Source organism: Pseudomonas sp. MF08875, from assembly GCF_059862525.1.
In genome coordinates this window covers 88,563-104,181 of sequence record NZ_JCBCUW010000008.1, presented here as the reverse complement: position 1 = coordinate 104,181, position 15,619 = coordinate 88,563, and the positions used below count along the sequence as shown (strand labels likewise).

Below are 15,619 nucleotides of genomic sequence, written 5' to 3'. Positions count from 1 at the left end.
CAAAGCCACGGCGCTGCTGGATTCGCCCTGGCGCCATTGCTTCTTGGCAATGCCCCTGGCTCAGAAGCCGCCGCCGAGGGGGTATTCCACCGCGAGGCGGATCTGGTCGCTGTCCAGTTCGGCCTGGGCACGGTTGCCGCGATGCACATTGTGCCGCACGGAAAACGCCGCGCCCTTGGCCTTGCCGCTTTGCACCACATAGCGGGCTTCGAAGTCGCGCTCCCAGTGTTTGCCACCCTGGCCGTAGCCCAGGTAGGCGTAGCCGCCCGCAGGGTCGAGGTGGCTGGCGTCGATCTGGCTGCCACGAAGGTAGGCCGCGCTCAGGCTCAGCCCCGGCAAGCCGAAGGTTTGCAGGCCCAGGTCGTAGCGCGCCTGCCAGGATTGCTCGTTCGGCGCGTTGAAGTCCGAGAGCTGCACGGCGTTGCTGATGAAAATCGCCCCACGGGTGACGTAGTCGAATGGCGTGTCGCCGCGCACCTTCTGGTAGCCCAGGCTGAAGGTCTGCGGGCCGCTGGTGTAGCCGGACATCAGGCTCCACGTGGTGTTGTCGATACGTCCCGACAGCGCCCGGCCCTCGTCGGTGGTGCGGTACAGGTTGAGGTTCAGCGACAGTGAGCGGGTGGGGCTCAAGGCGTGGCTGAACGTGGCGCCCAGGTAATGCTGGTTCCAGGTATCGGCATAACGTGAGGTGTAGAGGCTGGCGCTCAGGCCCGGGGTGGCGCTGTAGACCACGCCCGCAAGGTCGAAGGCGTTGCCCTGGCGGCCATTGGAGTAATTGACCACAAAGCCGCGGTCGTGGCTCGAGGCATTGCGGTCGGTGCTTTCGGTGAAGTGCCCACCCAGCAGTTTCACCCCGGCCCATTCCTGGCTGGTGAGGAACAGCCCGGTGGCGGTTTCCGGCAGGAGGCGGCTGTCGGAGGAACTGAATACGGGGGTTTTCACCCGTTGTTCGCCCCAGGCCAGGGTGGTGGACGACACCCGCAACTTGAGCGCGGCGCCGCCACGGCTGAAGCTGTTTTTGGGGTGGCCGTCGTGGTCCAGCCCCAGCAGCCGCGCCTTGCCCGCGCGGCCGCCACCGCTGTCCAGTTGCAAGCCTTGGTAAGCGTGGGCATCGACGCCCACACCCACCGTGCCCTGGGTAAAGCCCGACTGCACGCTGCCCATCAGCCCGTAGGCCCATTCTTCGCCGTAGCCATTGCGCTCGCTGCGGGGTTTGTAGGCGTTGCGCGCGCCGTTGCTGCGGGCGCCGTGACGGTACTCGCGTTGGTCGTACACGCTGCGGTTGAGCAGGGTCCAGGTGCTGTCTTCGACAAAACCCTTGGCCTGTTCCTGGGCGGACCCGGCGTTGGCCAGGGTGCTGTGGCCGAGCAAGGCGACGGGCAGTGCCAGCGCAGTGATGTAACGCATCGGGGTGGTCTCCAGGAAGGGTTAAAGAGGCGTGGAAGCGCAGGATCTGCGCGCCATCGCTGGGGTCGGTCAACCAGCCCGCGCCCCGAAGCTTATTGGCCAGGGTTTGCAAGACCATGGGCAGGCTGATGGCGGTTTCGCCCAGGGCCGCGCCGGCGATCACCGCCAGCACCAACAGGCCATGGCCGAGTAACCGGGCGTGTCTCATTTAGGCAACTTGAAGTGCTCAACAGCGCTGGCCAGCTCCTCAATGGCGCCGAACATCCGCGTGCTGGCGTTCATGCCGTGGGCGTCGATGATGACGATGCGGTCGTGCTTGACTGCGTCCATGTGGCGGGTCACTGGGTCGCTCTTGAGGAATTCCAGTTTTTTGCGGTAGTCGTCGGCGGGGTAGCGGCGCCGGTCCATGCGCGCAATCACCAGGATACTGGGGTTGGCCTTGGCGATGGTTTCCCAGCCCACGGTGGGCCATTCCTCGTCGGATTCGATCACGTTGCGCATCCCCAGGGCGCTGAGCATGAAATCGGGGATGCCCTTGCGGCCCGCCACATAGGGGTCGATGCCAAGGTCGGCGCTGGAAAACCACACCACTGCGGAGACGTCCCGGGGGTGCTGCTGGCGCGCCTGGGCCACGGCGTTGGCCAGGCGATTCTTCAGGTCGCTGACCAGGCGCTGGCCGCGGTCCTCCACATCGAAGATCTGTGCAAGCTCGGTGATGCTCTTGTACAGGCTGTCCACGCTGAAGGCCTTGAGGCGCGTGCCATCGGCGCCCACCAGGTTGTCCTTGCCTTCGCAGTCGGAGGGCAGCAGGTAGGTAGAGATCTTCAGTTCATGGAACTGCTCGCGGGTGCCGACCGCGCCTTGGGGCCCAACCATCCACTCCAGGTCCACGGCCACCAGGGCGGGGCGCTTGCCGATCACCGCTTCAAAACTGGGTTCGTTGTCGGCCAGGCGTTCGACCTTGGCATCCTGGGCCTTGAACTGCGGCAGCACTTCGTTGAACCACAGCGAGGTGCCTACCAGTGTGTCGCCCAGGCCCAGGGCGTAGAGCATCTCGGTGCCGGATTGGCCGATGGTCACGGCCTTGGCCGGCGCCTCGCTGAACGTCAGGGGCACGCCGCAGTTGTTCAGGTGCAACGGGTATTCGGTGGCACTGGCGCACAGGCTCAGCGAGGTCAGGCCGAGGCCGGCGAACAGGGCGTTGAGGTGGGGCAGTGACATGAAATGCGATCTCCATTGGAACCGGTGCACGGGCAGGGCACGGCCTTGGAAAACACATCCCTCAAACGCTGCCGCCAGGGCAGGGTAAAGCTGAAAACGCATCGAAAACCGCGTGCGGATGTCCTTTCCGGACACCCCGCCGGTTAGTGTTTGCTACGGGCCGGCAGGTGTTCTGATTGGCGCTTCGCGGTCCGCCAGCGGCCTTCCCGGGAGGTTTTCCGGTGGCGTGCGTGGAGGCAGGGGGCTCGGCGCCTACAGTTGCGGGGGCAGTTCCGTTTCAGCGTGGCTTACGGCGCGCTGGGGGATTCCCTGTCAGTTCCTTGCGCCAACCGGCGGGCGGCATGTTAGTTCATCGATACGCATTCAACCAGCGGCGGGGCAAGTGTATGGCCGTGATTGCGCGGTGCATTGCGCTAGCTTGTCATGTTATAAGGTAACGGTTCAAGCTTTTCATCGACCGCTCTGGCGAGCGGGTTTCCTATCATCCCGTTGCGAATACTCCATGACCCATACCCCTTCACCCGCTGTTAGCCCCCCGATTTCACGTCTGCTGTCCATCGATGCCCTGCGTGGGCTGGTGATCCTGTTCATGCTGCTCGATCACGTGCGCGAAACCTTCCTGCTGCACCGCCAGGTCGGCGACCCGATGGACATCGCCAGCACCGAACCGAGTCTGTTTATCAGCCGTACCCTGGCCCATTTGTGCGCCCCGGTGTTTGTGCTGCTCACCGGGTTGTCGGCGTGGTTGTACGGCGAAAAATATGCCGGCAAGGCTGATGTCGCGGCGTTCCTGTTCAAGCGTGGGTTGTTCCTGGTCCTGCTGGAGCTGACCTTGGTGAATTTCGCCTGGACCTTCCAGTTCCCGCCCAGCGTGATCTACCTGCAAGTGATCTGGGCCATCGGCCTGAGCATGCTCGCGCTGTCGCTGCTGGTGTGGCTGCCACGGCCGGTGTTGGCATTGCTGGCGGTGGCGATCATCGCCGGGCACAACCTGCTGGACGGCGTGCATTTTCCCGTGGAGTCGGCCTTGCACGTGCCGTGGGCGATCCTCCACGACCGTGGCTGGCTGGCGTTTTCTGCGGATTTGCGCCTGCGTACCTCTTACCCGGTATTGCCGTGGATCGGCGTGATCGCCCTGGGCTACGTGCTGGGGCCGTGGTTCAGCCGCAGCACGCCGGTGGCGGGGCGCCAGCGGCGCTTGCTGGGCTGGGGTGTGGCGGCGTTGCTGGGGTTTGTGCTGGTGCGCCTGGCCAACGGTTATGGCGAAAAACCCTGGGCCGTGGGCGACACCGCGCTGCACACCCTGATGGGCTTTTTCAACATCACCAAGTACCCGCCGTCGCTGCTGTTCCTGACCTTGACCCTCGGGCTTGGGCTGCTGCTGTTGCTGGCCTTCGAGCGGGCCGGCCAGCGGCGGTGGCTGCTGCCGTTGACGGTATTGGGCTCGGCGCCGATGTTCTTCTACCTGCTGCACCTGTATGTGCTCAAAGCCTTGTATCTATTGGCGGTGGCGGCGTTCGGGCTGAACCAGGGCAGCTACTTTGGCTTCGACTCCATTGGCGCGGTGTGGCTGATGGCGATGGCCCTGGCGCTGGCGGTGTACCCGCCAGTGCGCTGGTTCTCAGCGCTCAAGGCCAGGCGCCGCGACCTCGCCTGGCTCAAATACCTGTAGCCCCTACGGCACGGCTCAGGCGTCGCGCAGCAGGTCGTTGGCGTTGAGCAGGCTGTAGGCGATCTGCGGGTTTTTTTCCAGGGCGCGGCGGATAGCGGCAGGGATGGTCTGGCGGGTTTTGCGGCACAGGCCTGGGGTGTCGTCGATCTGGATCTGGATGCCGCGCATGCTGCGCACTTCATTGAAACCGGGGGCGACCTGCACGCGGATGCCGAGCAACTGGAGCATTTTGCGCTGCATGTGTTCCAGGTCGTCCAGGCTGTGCAGGTTTTCCAGGCGTTCGAGCAGGCGTTTTTCTTCGGCCCGGGTCAGGCTCAGGATCGGCAATTGCAGCAGTTCCTGCTCCGGCAAGCGGTCGCGCCCGCAGGTGCAGGCGCCGGGAGGGCAGGGTTGGCGCAGGTGGGCAGGCGTGGTCATGGGCAGCAGCATAGCGACTGGCGCGCGGCTTTGCCTATCACGGCGCCAGCGCACCGGGTGGCGCGCGTGCAACGCAGAGGCTGGCTGTGCCGGCCTCATCGTCAGGCGGGCGCCCAGGGCCTTACTTCTCCCACTCCGCCTTGGGGATCAGCAGGCCATGGTTGCCGTTGTAGGCGGCGCGTTGCGGCGGTTGCCAGCCGTCGAGCAGGCTGTCGTCGAGGCGGTAGATTTCCACGCCCAGGGGTCGGCAGACCTTGAGCGGGTCTTCGGCGTCCGGGCCCCACATCGGCAGCGAGAGGTCGCCGCCCGGGCAGGTGGAGAGGGCGCACAGCAGGTCGATTTCGGCGAAGAACTCCAGGTAGTCACCTTTCTGCGCCGGGCAGGCTTTCATGAAGTACATGTCGTCGTGGTTAAGGCCCGTGCACTGGAAGATGTTCAGCACGTCATGCACGTCGAACTCGGTCAGGCCGTGGGGCAGCACAGCGCGGGTCAGGTTGGAGTGGCAGTGGTGGTGGAAGTCTTCGCCGGTGAGCATTTTGTTCACGTAGGGGTCGCAGCGGGTGCCGAGCAGGTCGTGCAGGCGCCCGCCGTGCTCGTCGATGCCGTAGGCGGCCAGGCTGTCGTCGGTGATGGTGACCATCGGGCGCAGAAACGGCAGGTTCGACCACAAGCGGTCATAGGTGGTCACGTGGGCGCCCTGCAACTGGCGGGTGCGCGCGGCCCACATGCGTTCGCGTGGGTCGTTGGCGTTCCACACGTTGAAATCGCCCACCTGCGGGCCGACCGGGGTGGTCACGCGGAATACATGGCCGGCCGGCACTTTCCAGGCGCGGCCGGTGCGGATCGGCACTTCGAACTGCTCGATCAGGGTGCGAGCGCTTGGGGTCTGGCGCACGCGGTCGTAGAACGCGGTATCGACTTGCAGGGCGGCGCCTTTGCTGACCTGGTAGGCCGCGGGGTAGTCCTTGTACATGGTGGGTCCTCTTTTTTCAGTGTTTGGGGATGCTGGCGAGAATGTCCAGCAACACCCGTTCGGAGTCGTTGAGGTAGCTGCTCATGGCTTCTTCGGCTTCTTTCTTGCGCCCCTCGCCCAGCAGGTCGTGGATGTGCCGGTCGCGCTCCAGCCAGGGTTTCTGGAAGGTTTCTTCGCTGGGGGCGTTGGAGAACACCAAACGCATCTGGGCGGCGACATGGGTGAAGAATTCGTCGAACAGGGGGCTGCGCAGCAGGCCGACGATGTGTTGGTGAAAACGCAGGCTGTGGGTGCCGAAGGCCTGCCAGTTTTCGCGGTCCTGGGCCAGTTGCGCAGCTTCGATGGCTTGCAGCATCAGGTCGGACTGGTACTCGCGCAGTGGTTTGCTGGCGGCGATGGCCTGCAATTCCAGGGTGCGCCGTACTTTGAAAATGTCGCGTACTTCGTCGATACCCAGGCGCCGCACCATCACGCCCTTGTTGCGCACGTAGCTGGCCAGGCCTTCGCGCCCGAGCTGGTGCAGGGCCTCGCGCACAGTGTTGCGCGAGGCGTTGTAGTGGTTGACCAGTTCGCTTTCCACCAGCGGCATGCCCGGCAACAGGCGCCCGCCAATGATGTCTTCGCGCAGTTCAATGGCCACTTGGTCGGCCAGTGACAGGCTCGGTTCCTTGGTTTGGCTCACGGTGTGGCTCCCTTGGCTCAGGCCAGTTGCACGTCTTTGAGGAACTTGGTCATGCGTTCGCTGCGTTGCTCCAGCATCTGCCGGGGCGCGGCGTCCTGGATGATCTCGCCGCCTTCCATGAACACCACGCGGTCGGAGAGCTTGAAGGCGAAGTTCATTTCGTGGGTGACGATGACCATGGTCATGCCTTCGCGGGCCAGTTCTTCGATCACCGCCAGCACATCGCCCACCAGTTCCGGGTCCAGGGCCGAGGTGGGTTCGTCGAACAGCATCACCGAGGGCCGCATGGCCAGGGCGCGGGCGATCGCCACGCGCTGCTGCTGCCCGCCGGAGAGCTGGTGCGGGTACTTGCCGGCGTGGTCGAGCATGCCCACTTTGCGCAGCAGGGCCAGGCTCAGCAGGCGTAGGTCCTCGTCGCCGCCGTGGGCGTGGTAGAGCGGCGCCATCATGACGTTTTCCAGGGCGGTTTTATGGGGGAACAGGTTGAAGCCCTGGAACACCATGCCGACGTGGACGATACCGTTCATGTGCACCTTGTGCCCCAACGGGCCTTGGGCCTCTTTGGTGCCGCGCAGGAACGGCTGGCCTTGTAGGGTGATGTCCCCGTGGTCGAGGGTTTCCAGGCCATTCATGGTACGGATCAGGGTGGTCTTGCCCGAGCCGGACGGGCCGATGATCGACACCACCTCGCCCCAGCGCACGTTCAATTGCACGCCCTTGAGCACTTGCAGCTCACCGTAGGCTTTGCGCACGCCACGGGCCTGCAAGGCGAATTCGCCCGGTTCGGCCTGGCCGGCGGCACGGGCGGTGGCGACCTGGCTGAGATCAACAGCGGCGATGTGCTTGGGTTTGCGTCGGGTTACATCGAGGTGGTTTTCCAGCACCCGCAGCAAACGGCTGAACACGGTGACGATGAACACGTAATAGAAGGCCACGGCGAGCATGGTTTCCATCACCAGAAAGTTCTGGGTGTAGAGCTGCTGGCCCACCAGGAGGATTTCCGAGAGGGAAATCACCGACACCAACGAGGTCAGCTTGACGATGGTGATGTATTCGTTGGCCAGGGTCGGCAGCGCCACGCGCAGGGCCTGGGGCACCACAATCAGGCGCTGGATGCCGCGATAACCGACGCCCAGGGCCTTGCCCGCTTCCAGTTGGCCCTTGGCCACGGCCATCAGGCCGCCACGGTGGATTTCGGCAATGTACGCCGCTTCGCTGAGCACCAGGGCGATCAGGCCGGCGGAGTAGGGGTTGGACAGCACCAGGCTGGTGGACGGGAACACCTGGGGCAGGTTGTAGACGAAGATCAGCAGCACCAACAGGGGGAGGCTGCGGAAGAACCAGATGTAGACCCCGGCCGTGTCGCGCAGCCAGCGCCGTTGCGACTGGCGCGCCAACGCCAGGAGAAAGCCCAGGACAATGCCCAGCAGCCAGGTTTCCAGGCTCAGTTCGACCACGGTGGCCACGGCGCGCCAGAAGTCGGCGTTCCACAACAGGCCCAGGGTGTAGTGCCAATCGAATTGCATGTACGTGCTCCGCAGGGCGGGCCGCGCGCGGCCCGGGTCGGTGAAGGGGCGGGCGGGCTTAGTTGCCCAGGGCCGCACGGATTTCCTCGGCGCTTGGCTCGGCCAGGTTGTAGCGCTCGAGCAGGGCGCCATAGCTGCCGTCTTCGCGCAGCTTGCCCAGGGCACCGCTCAGCTCATCGAGCAGCGGTTGGTTGCCCTTGCGCACGGCCAGGCCGATTACCACCGGGTAAATCAGTTCGGTGGAGCTGATGACCGTCTTGCCCTGGAGTTTTTGCGCGGTGATCTTCGCCACCGCGGCGTCTTCCATCTGCACGTCCACGGCCTGGGCCAACAGGGCCTGCGCCGCTTCCGGCGAGGTAGGGAACTCGCGGGACTGGATCGCCGGTTTGCCCGCCGCCAGGCAATGCTCGGCCGAGACTTTGTTCAGCTTGGGTACCCAGGACGCGCCCTTGATCGAGCCCACGCGCTTGCCACACAGGTCCTCAGGTGTGCGCGGCTGGAAATCGCCATTGCTGCGCACCATCAGCGACGAGCCGGTTTTCAGGTAGCTGAGGAAATCCACCTGGCGAGCGCGCTCGGGGGTGACGTACAGCGCCGAGGCCACCACGTCGAACCGCTGGGCGTTCACGCCCAACACCAGGTTGGCGAAACGGGTGTCGAGAAAGCGCGGCGCCACCCCCAGTTGCTTGCCCATGAGCTGCATGAACTCGGGGTCGAAACCGGCGGCTTGCTTGTTGTCCAGGTAGGTGTAGGGCGGGTAGGTGAGGTCCGAACCAATGGACAGTTCACCGGCCTTGAGTGCGCCCTTGACCTCGGCGCCGGCCACCAGCGGCGTCACACAGGCCAGGGCGATGGCCAATGCCAGATTGCGCGTGGAGTTCTTGCCCGTCAGACCTTTTTGCATGTTCGTATCCTCGGTTGCTGGAAGCTGATGCGTCGGTGATTGTTCAACAATCTGTTATTTTCTGGTAAGCGGATATCGTGCCAACTATGGTTTTATCGTTGGGATTGGACGTTTTTTGTCCAGATCTAATGATCTTTTTTGCCAGATATCCCCAGTTCGGTGCGCGGGGTTACCGAATGCCACGAAGTGGGGCGTTGTTGCAGGTGATGTTGGAGAGGGTGTTACCGAGGGCGGGGTGATAAACACATATGTTCTATGGTTATAAAAAACTGTTCTTTTATCTTTATTTGCGTTGTTGAGTAAGCTCCATGGCAGATGGCCTGCATCGTTGTTGCTGTTGTCGGCAGCAAGCGTTAACTGCGTCAGGCCCTGACCCTCGCCCTTTTCTTGAGAGACCTGCCATGAAGATTCGCCTGCTTACCGCGGCCGTAGCGGCTGCCCTTTCCCTCGCCAGCGTCGGTGCATTGGCTGACATCGCCGCCATCAAGCAAAAGGGCGAGATTGTCATCGGCACCCTGGGCACCGACGAACCCAACAGCTTTATCGACGCCAAGACCCGCCAGCTCATCGGCTATGAAATCGACCTGGGCACGGCGGTGGCCAAGGATTTGGGGGTCAAACCGGTGTTCAAGCAGATCTCGGTGGCGGCGCGCATTCCCGAGTTGCAACAGGGCCGTGTCGACCTGCTGGCCGCCTCCCTGACCCACAACAAGGAGCGTGAGGCGCTGGTGGACTTCTCCTACTCGATCCTGATTACCGGGCAGAAGGCCCTGGTGAAGAAAACCACCGGCATCACCGCCCTGGAGCAACTGGCCGGCAAGAAGGTGTTGACGGTCAAGGGCGGCACCCAGGAGCCGAACATCCGCAAGGCCATTCCCACTGCGCAAGTGGTCACCTTCGAGACTTCGCAACAGGCGTTGCTGGCGCTGCAACAAGGCAAGGGCCAGGCCTTTGTCGATGACGAATCGGCGCTGACCAACGACTTCGCCAAAATCGGCGCCGCCTCGGCGGGCTACGCCATCCTGCCGCGAAACCTCAGCACCGAAGCCTTGGCCCTGGCCTTGCCCAAGGACAGCGCCGAGCTGAAAGCGGCCGTGGACAAAACCCTGGCACGCCTGGAAAACAGCGGTGAAGCCGAGCAGCTGTACCTCAAGTGGTATGGCCCGGGCACCAAGTCCAACCAACCGGCGCGGCACTTCAAGATCGACTCCGATCAGGTCCAGTAACACGGTGGGCGGGCCCTGACATCGACGCTTCGCAAGAAGAACGCCGATAGGCGCCCGCCGGCCTTCAAAGGCGTGTGCCCACGATGTTGCAATTCGATTATTCGCTACTGCTGAGCGGTCAATACCACGACATGCTGTTCAGCGGCCTGGCCCTGTCACTCAAACTCGCCGGCGTGACCCTGCTGCTGGCGCTGCCCCTGGCCCTGCTGATCGCGCTGCTGCGCCTGGCGCCGTTGCGGCCCCTGCAATGGCTGGGCTTTGCCTATGTGGAATCGATCCGCAATGTGCCGCTGTTGGCGCACATGCTGTTCTGGTATTTCGGCGCGCCGGAACTGCTCCCCGACGCCGCCCGTGAATGGTTGTACGCCGGCAACATAGAAGCCACCAGCGCCATCGTCGCCCTGACCCTGTACACCGCCGCCTACATGAGCGAAGACATCCGCAGCGGTATCCGCGCGATTCCCGCCGTGCAACTGGAAGCGGGGCGGGCCCTGGGCTTTGGCTACCTGGCGAGCATGCGCCTGGTGATCTTGCCCCAGGCCCTGCGCGTGACCGTGGCGCCGCTGATTTCCCAAACCCTGAACCTGTGGAAGAACACCAGCATCGCCACGGTGATTGGCGTGGCCGAGCTGATGTACCAGGCCGGGCAGGTGGAAAGCGCGACCTTTCGCAGCCTGGAATCCTTCGCCTTCGCCACGGCCGCGTACTTGAGTGTGTCGTTGCTGATTACCGCGGCGGCGGCGTGGTATCAGCACCGCTATGGGCAGGTGGCCAGCCGATGAGCACCCTGGAACTGATCGACACCTACTGGGTGTATTTCCTGGTGGGGCAATACCCCAACGGCCCTTTGGGCGGCCTGGCCCTGACCCTAGTGCTGGCCTCCCTGGGCCTGCTGCTGGCCATGCCATTGGGCGTTTTGCTGGGGCTGGCGCGCATCAGCCCCTGGCGCTGGTTGCGCTGGCCGGTGACCGGGCTGGTGTTCGGCGTGCGCGGGATCCCACTGCTGATGGTGGTGTTCTGGGCGTACTTCTTTTTGCCTAGCGTCACCGGGCACAAGACCGACCAGTTCACCACCATGCTCATGGCCCTGGTGCTGTTCGACGCCGTGTACCTGGCGGAGATCGTGCGCGCCGGGGTGCTGGGGGTGGACCGGGGCCAGGTCGAGGCCTCGCGCTCCCTGGGCTTTGGCTACTGGCGCAGCATGGCCTGGGTGATCCTGCCCCAGGCGTTGCGCAGCATGCTGCCGTCGCTGGTCAACCAGTTCGTGTCCACGGTCAAGGAAACCTCCTTGGGCTACATCATTGGCCTGGCGGAAATCTCCTTTATCGCCTCCCAGATCAACAGCCAGGTGTTCACCCTGCCGGTGCAGGTGTACCTGATCCTGGGCCTGACTTACTTCCTGCTGTGCTTTGGCCTGTCCCGCTTCGCCTTTTGGCTGGAGCAACGCCAGGCACGCCCCGTTCCCCTCACTGACAACAGCAAGGTTGCGCCATGATCCACCTGCAACAGGTCAACAAATGGTACGGCGCCTACCACGCCCTGGTGGACGTCGACGAACACATCGCCAAGGGCGAGGTGGTGGTGATTTGCGGGCCGTCCGGCTCGGGCAAATCCACCCTGATCCGTACCCTCAATCGCCTGGAGCCGATCCAGGGTGGGCATATCCTCATCGATGGCCAGGACATCCACGCCAAGGCCATGGACCTCAACCGCTTTCGCTCGCGTATCGGGTTTGTGTTCCAGCAGTTCAACCTGTTCCCCCACCTCAGCGTGCTGGACAACTGCACCCTGGCGCCGATCCGCCTGCGCGGCCTTAAACCGCCCCAGGCGCGCCGGGAGGCCATGGCCCTGCTTGAACGCGTGGGCCTGGCACACAAGGCCGATGCCTTGCCCGCCAACCTCTCCGGCGGCCAGCAGCAACGGGTGGCGATTGCCCGTGCCCTGGCGATGCAGCCGCCGCTGATGCTGTTCGACGAGCCCACCAGCGCCCTGGACCCGGAAATGGTCGGCGAGGTGCTGCTGGTGATGCGCGACCTGGCCCGCGACGGCATGACCATGGTGGTGGTCACCCACGAAATGGGCTTTGCCCGGGACGTGGCCGACCGCGTGCTGTTCATGGACCAGGGCCGCGTGCTGGAACGGGCAGCGCCCGAAGCCTTTTTCCAGACCCCCAGCCACCCGCGCACGCAAAAATTCCTCGCGGATATCCGCACCCCGTTTTCTTCTGCCGTTTGAGAGGCTTTATGAACGCTACGAGCGCGACCTTGCCGCTGATCGATGTGACTGCGCTGGGCAATGGCGGCGACCCCCGCGAGGTGGCCGCCCAGATCAACCGCGCCTGCCGTGAGCAGGGTTTTTTCTATGTGGTCGGCCACGGCATCGACCCGGCGCTGGTGCAGCGCCTGGAAACCCTGAGCCGGGAATTTTTCGCCCGCGAGGAGGCCGACAAACTGCGCTGGCGCATGGAATTGGGCGGGCGCGCCTGGCGCGGCTACTTCCCCCTGGGCGGCGAACTGACCTCCAGCCGCCCGGACTGGAAAGAAGGCCTGTACCTGGGCACCGAACTGGACGACAGCGCCCCGCAAGTCCAGGCCCGCACCCCGGTGCATGGCGCCAACCTGTTCCCCGATGTGCCGCAATTGCGTGAAACCATCCTCGACTACATGGCCGCCGTCACCGCTTTGGGCCATCGCTTGATGGCCGGCATCGCCCTGAGCCTGGGCCTTGACGCGCAGTATTTTGCCCAGCGCTACACGGCCGAGCCGCTGATCCTGTTCCGCCTGTTCAACTACCCCTCGCAACCGGTGCCCGAGGGCCTGGACGTGCAGTGGGGCGTGGGCGAACACACCGACTATGGCGTGCTGACCCTGCTGCACCAGGACCGCATCGGCGGCCTGCAAGTGCGCACGCCCCAGGGTTGGATCGACGCACCGCCGGTGCCCGGCGCGTTCGTGTGCAACATCGGCGACATGCTCGAGCGCATGACCGGCGGCCTCTACCGCTCCACACCGCACCGGGTGGTGCGTAACACCTCGGGCACCGACCGCTTATCGTTCCCGCTGTTTTTCGACCCCAACTACCACGCCCGGGTGCAGCCCATCGAAGGCCTGCCCGTGGTCGAACAACAAGACGACAGCGCCCGGCGTTGGGACCAGGCCAACGTCCATGCCTTCAACGGCCAGTACGGCGATTACCTGTTGGCCAAGGTCAGCAAGGTGTTCCCGCAGTTACGGGATAACCTGCGCGACTGATCGCAGCACTGTGGGACCGGGCCTGCCCGCGATGACGGCCGCAAGATCACCACCGCTGGCAAGCCAGGCTTTGTGGGAGCGGGCCTGCCCGCGATGACGGCAGCAAGATCGCCATCGCGGGCAGCCAGGCGCCCACGGATTGCGTTCCCGTTCTTGGCCCGCCCCTCAACCACCGCCCAATAACTGGCGGATCAACCCCGGGGTGCTGCCGGTCCAGCGCTTGAACGAACGGCGAAAGTTCGCCGGGTCGTTGAAGTTCAGGTACTCGGCCACGGCCTCGTTGCTCAAGCCCTTGATTTGGTACAGGTACAGCGCCACGTGCTTGCGCACCCGGTCCACCTGTTGCTGGAACCCGGTGTCGTGCTTGTGCAATTTGCGCTTGAGGGTCGCCGGGCTCATGGCGAAGGCCTGGGCTGCTTGCTCCAGGCTGGGTGCCTGACGCACGTGTTCGTGCAGGTAGGTGCTGAACACCTCCAGAAAGCTGCCAGCAAAGCCCAGTTGCTCGAGGCTGTCGTGGGCCTGTTGGCGGGCGACCTGGCCGGCGGTGGCCGAGGCATTGGGCCAGGGCTGGGCGAGGTACTGGCGGGGCAGGCGCATCAAGTCCAGTGGGCGGTTGAAGCGGGTCTGCTCGCCCAGGTGCACCCAATACTGCTCGACATAGCGCGGCTCGGCGTGGCTGAAGCTGCATTCCCAGGGCAGGCGCTGGCCGCCCAGCCATTGGCTCATGGCGACCAGCGAGGTCATGCTCGCTTCCAGCAGAAAACGCCCTTGCTCGCCGGCGCCGCAGCTGTCCCTCCAAAACAGGTAGGCGTAGTGCTCGTCCAGCACCAGGCATGGGCTCATCAATGGGCTGAGCAGGGCTTGCTGCTGGGTCAGGATATCGAGGGCCTGGTGCAGGTTTTGCGCGTGGTGCAGGGCCTGGCTGGCTGCACCGTAATGGCCGGGCAGCAGGCGTTGGCCGAAGAGGAAGCTGCTGTCGTCAGCATTCAGCAGGCGCCGGCTGTTGGCGATCAGGCCGAGGAACTGCTGCGGGCTCAGGCGCGCCTGGCCGGCGAGGATGTCTTCGTGGAACAACCCAGTGCCGCGCAGCAGGCGATGGCTGTCGATATCCCGCGACAGCGCCAGGTCGATCAGGCACGCCGGTTGGTAGTGCCCAGGGATGAAACGGCTGTCGTTCTCGTACCAAGTGGTCTTGACCGTCATGCTGGCGCCTCAGGCGGTTCTGGCCAGGGGCTTTTTCGCCCGGGCCAGAGCCAGGTTGAGGCGCTTGAGCAGCACGTGCGCCGGTTCCTCGACCGCCATCACCACCGCGGTGGTCGCGGCCAGGTGCAGGCGCTCGCCATGCTGGCGGGTCTTGTGGGCCAGGCCCTGCACCGCTTGTTCCAGCTCCAGGGCCAGCAGGCGCGCCTGGCTCTCGCCGGTGTTGGGCAGCAGCACCACAAAGCGGTCCCCGGCCAAGCGGCAGAGCAAGTCCTGGCGCCGCAGGTTGAGCAGCAGCATATGGCTCAGGGCCTGGAGCACCGCATCGCCCTCGCTGTGGCCGAAGCCCTGGTTGATGGCGGCGAAGTTGTCCAGGTCCAGCACCAGCAAGGACAGTGGCTGTTGTTGCTCAAGGCTGTCGTGCAGGCTGGCGGCCAACTGCTGCTTGAGATAGTCGGCGCCTGCCAGCGGGGTGAGCTTGTCGAACAGGCGATGCTCGCGAAACAGCCGTTCGCGCTTTTCCATTTGCGCACTGATCGCCAGTTGCTCGCGGTGCCAGTGGTAGATGCCCAGGGTCAGCAACACCATGCCCACGGGCATCGGCCCGGATTCGAGCCAGTGATCCCAGGTGATGCTGTCGGGCAGGCGGATGAACTCGTCGAGGCTATCGACCCACCAGGAGAAAAAGATGCAGCTCAGGCCCAGTGCCAGGTAGTTGGTGACGCGCCCGGCGGGGCGGCTCTTGAGCACCAGGCCCAGCCACAGCAACGCCAACAGCGCCGAACCGGCTTCGCCGATGATGTCCAGCCACACCCATTCGCTGACCGCCTTGAGGTCGCCGCAGGCCAGGTGCAGCAGCAAGCCGAGGTTGGCGGCCAGCAACAGGGCGCCGAGTTTCCAGCGGTGGGGTTTGAGCACAGAAAACATGGCGGCGATCCTTGGGCAAACAAGCAATGGGCGCCAGCACAGCAGATGCATGTGACCGTTGGGTGACAGTGGGGAAAAGAGGCGGGGAGGTCGGATCAGCTCAGGCCAATGCACGGCGGCGCCTGCTTGATCGCCCTGTGGCAGCGGGCTTGCCCGCGATGGCGCAGTTGCGCCGGGTAGAGACACCGGGGCCGTACTAACCCCATCGCGGGC

The 15,619-nt window shown here is 64.5% G+C and carries 16 protein-coding genes and 1 riboswitch; of the genes, 7 read left to right on the top strand and 9 right to left on the bottom strand.

What is annotated here, in order from left to right:
* Positions 1 to 60: 60 nt before the first annotated feature.
* On the bottom strand, positions 61 to 1,407 hold the full coding sequence (locus AC19YT_RS06735; RefSeq protein WP_500609975.1) for an OprD family porin: 1,347 nt from the start codon (positions 1,405 to 1,407) through the stop codon (positions 61 to 63).
* Between the two features lie 31 nt (positions 1,408 to 1,438).
* Here AC19YT_RS06735 and AC19YT_RS06730 point away from each other — a divergent pair, with 31 nt between their 5' ends.
* On the top strand, positions 1,439 to 1,600 hold the full coding sequence (locus AC19YT_RS06730; protein ID WP_176465081.1) for a hypothetical protein: 162 nt from the start codon (positions 1,439 to 1,441) through the stop codon (positions 1,598 to 1,600).
* Between the two features lie 11 nt (positions 1,601 to 1,611).
* On the opposite strand, the gene AC19YT_RS06725 is transcribed toward AC19YT_RS06730, so the two are convergent.
* Complete coding sequence (locus AC19YT_RS06725; RefSeq protein ID WP_500609974.1) at positions 1,612 to 2,628, bottom strand: ABC transporter substrate-binding protein; 1,017 nt, start codon at positions 2,626 to 2,628, stop codon at positions 1,612 to 1,614.
* A gap of 145 nt (positions 2,629 to 2,773) precedes the next feature.
* Positions 2,774 to 2,977, bottom strand: a riboswitch (cobalamin riboswitch).
* 153 nt (positions 2,978 to 3,130) lie between these two features.
* Between AC19YT_RS06725 and AC19YT_RS06720 the strand changes: the two genes are divergently transcribed.
* Entirely contained in the window at positions 3,131 to 4,300 is a 1,170-nt protein-coding gene (locus AC19YT_RS06720; RefSeq protein ID WP_500609973.1) for an acetyltransferase domain-containing protein, read from the top strand.
* 15 nt (positions 4,301 to 4,315) lie between these two features.
* Here the strand turns inward: AC19YT_RS06720 and AC19YT_RS06715 are convergent, their stop codons facing one another.
* The 5 genes from AC19YT_RS06715 to AC19YT_RS06695 all read right to left on the bottom strand — a co-directional run bounded on the left by AC19YT_RS06715 (position 4,316) and on the right by AC19YT_RS06695 (position 8,802).
* Positions 4,316 to 4,717 (bottom strand): hypothetical protein, encoded by a 402-nt coding sequence (locus tag AC19YT_RS06715; RefSeq protein WP_500597828.1) that lies wholly within the window; start codon positions 4,715 to 4,717, stop codon positions 4,316 to 4,318.
* A 121-nt stretch (positions 4,718 to 4,838) separates the two neighbouring features.
* A complete protein-coding gene (locus tag AC19YT_RS06710) occupies positions 4,839 to 5,690 on the bottom strand; it encodes an urea carboxylase-associated family protein (protein WP_500597829.1) in 852 nt (283 codons plus the stop codon).
* Positions 5,691 to 5,706: 16 nt separating this feature from the next.
* Positions 5,707 to 6,372, bottom strand: coding sequence for a GntR family transcriptional regulator (locus tag AC19YT_RS06705; RefSeq protein WP_095108247.1), 666 nt, complete (start codon positions 6,370 to 6,372; stop codon positions 5,707 to 5,709).
* Positions 6,373 to 6,389: 17 nt separating this feature from the next.
* Positions 6,390 to 7,898 (bottom strand): amino acid ABC transporter permease/ATP-binding protein, encoded by a 1,509-nt coding sequence (locus tag AC19YT_RS06700; RefSeq protein WP_095108248.1) that lies wholly within the window; start codon positions 7,896 to 7,898, stop codon positions 6,390 to 6,392.
* Between the two features lie 58 nt (positions 7,899 to 7,956).
* Entirely contained in the window at positions 7,957 to 8,802 is an 846-nt protein-coding gene (locus tag AC19YT_RS06695; protein WP_500609972.1) for an ABC transporter substrate-binding protein, read from the bottom strand.
* A gap of 401 nt (positions 8,803 to 9,203) precedes the next feature.
* Between AC19YT_RS06695 and AC19YT_RS06690 the strand changes: the two genes are divergently transcribed.
* The 5 genes from AC19YT_RS06690 to AC19YT_RS06670 all read left to right on the top strand — a co-directional run bounded on the left by AC19YT_RS06690 (position 9,204) and on the right by AC19YT_RS06670 (position 13,279).
* Positions 9,204 to 10,028, top strand: a complete 825-nt coding sequence (locus tag AC19YT_RS06690) for an ABC transporter substrate-binding protein (protein ID WP_500609971.1) — start codon at positions 9,204 to 9,206, stop codon at positions 10,026 to 10,028.
* 83 nt (positions 10,029 to 10,111) lie between these two features.
* On the top strand, positions 10,112 to 10,810 hold the full coding sequence (locus tag AC19YT_RS06685) for an amino acid ABC transporter permease (RefSeq protein WP_095108251.1): 699 nt from the start codon (positions 10,112 to 10,114) through the stop codon (positions 10,808 to 10,810).
* Positions 10,807 to 11,523, top strand: coding sequence for an amino acid ABC transporter permease (locus AC19YT_RS06680; RefSeq protein ID WP_095108252.1), 717 nt, complete (start codon positions 10,807 to 10,809; stop codon positions 11,521 to 11,523). The genes AC19YT_RS06685 and AC19YT_RS06680 overlap by 4 nt, the downstream gene beginning before the upstream one ends.
* Positions 11,520 to 12,263, top strand: coding sequence for an amino acid ABC transporter ATP-binding protein (locus AC19YT_RS06675; RefSeq protein WP_500609970.1), 744 nt, complete (start codon positions 11,520 to 11,522; stop codon positions 12,261 to 12,263). The genes AC19YT_RS06680 and AC19YT_RS06675 overlap by 4 nt, the downstream gene beginning before the upstream one ends.
* Before the next feature lie 8 nt (positions 12,264 to 12,271).
* Positions 12,272 to 13,279, top strand: coding sequence for an isopenicillin N synthase family dioxygenase (locus AC19YT_RS06670; RefSeq protein ID WP_500597838.1), 1,008 nt, complete (start codon positions 12,272 to 12,274; stop codon positions 13,277 to 13,279).
* A gap of 165 nt (positions 13,280 to 13,444) precedes the next feature.
* Here the strand turns inward: AC19YT_RS06670 and AC19YT_RS06665 are convergent, their stop codons facing one another.
* Together AC19YT_RS06665 and AC19YT_RS06660 are read right to left on the bottom strand one after the other, a co-directional pair.
* Positions 13,445 to 14,482 (bottom strand): AraC family transcriptional regulator, encoded by a 1,038-nt coding sequence (locus AC19YT_RS06665; RefSeq protein ID WP_500609969.1) that lies wholly within the window; start codon positions 14,480 to 14,482, stop codon positions 13,445 to 13,447.
* A 9-nt stretch (positions 14,483 to 14,491) separates the two neighbouring features.
* On the bottom strand, positions 14,492 to 15,406 hold the full coding sequence (locus AC19YT_RS06660) for a GGDEF domain-containing protein (RefSeq protein WP_500609968.1): 915 nt from the start codon (positions 15,404 to 15,406) through the stop codon (positions 14,492 to 14,494).
* Positions 15,407 to 15,619 lie beyond the last annotated feature (213 nt).

Excerpts from the sequence above, each read along its gene's own strand:
- AC19YT_RS06700 (WP_095108248.1), bottom strand. The coding sequence starts at position 7,898 with ATGCAATTCGATTGGCACTACACCCTGGGCCTGTTGTGGAACGCCGAC.
- AC19YT_RS06720 (WP_500609973.1), top strand. The coding sequence starts at position 3,131 with ATGACCCATACCCCTTCACCCGCTGTTAGCCCCCCGATTTCACGTCTG.
- AC19YT_RS06735 (WP_500609975.1), bottom strand. The coding sequence starts at position 1,407 with ATGCGTTACATCACTGCGCTGGCACTGCCCGTCGCCTTGCTCGGCCAC.
- AC19YT_RS06665 (WP_500609969.1), bottom strand. The coding sequence starts at position 14,482 with ATGACGGTCAAGACCACTTGGTACGAGAACGACAGCCGTTTCATCCCT.
- AC19YT_RS06680 (WP_095108252.1), top strand. The coding sequence starts at position 10,807 with ATGAGCACCCTGGAACTGATCGACACCTACTGGGTGTATTTCCTGGTG.
- AC19YT_RS06695 (WP_500609972.1), bottom strand. The coding sequence starts at position 8,802 with ATGCAAAAAGGTCTGACGGGCAAGAACTCCACGCGCAATCTGGCATTG.
- AC19YT_RS06685 (WP_095108251.1), top strand. The coding sequence starts at position 10,112 with ATGTTGCAATTCGATTATTCGCTACTGCTGAGCGGTCAATACCACGAC.
- AC19YT_RS06710 (WP_500597829.1), bottom strand. The coding sequence starts at position 5,690 with ATGTACAAGGACTACCCCGCGGCCTACCAGGTCAGCAAAGGCGCCGCC.
- AC19YT_RS06660 (WP_500609968.1), bottom strand. The coding sequence starts at position 15,406 with ATGTTTTCTGTGCTCAAACCCCACCGCTGGAAACTCGGCGCCCTGTTG.
- AC19YT_RS06715 (WP_500597828.1), bottom strand. The coding sequence starts at position 4,717 with ATGACCACGCCTGCCCACCTGCGCCAACCCTGCCCTCCCGGCGCCTGC.
- AC19YT_RS06690 (WP_500609971.1), top strand. The coding sequence starts at position 9,204 with ATGAAGATTCGCCTGCTTACCGCGGCCGTAGCGGCTGCCCTTTCCCTC.
- AC19YT_RS06725 (WP_500609974.1), bottom strand. The coding sequence starts at position 2,628 with ATGTCACTGCCCCACCTCAACGCCCTGTTCGCCGGCCTCGGCCTGACC.
- AC19YT_RS06670 (WP_500597838.1), top strand. The coding sequence starts at position 12,272 with ATGAACGCTACGAGCGCGACCTTGCCGCTGATCGATGTGACTGCGCTG.
- AC19YT_RS06675 (WP_500609970.1), top strand. The coding sequence starts at position 11,520 with ATGATCCACCTGCAACAGGTCAACAAATGGTACGGCGCCTACCACGCC.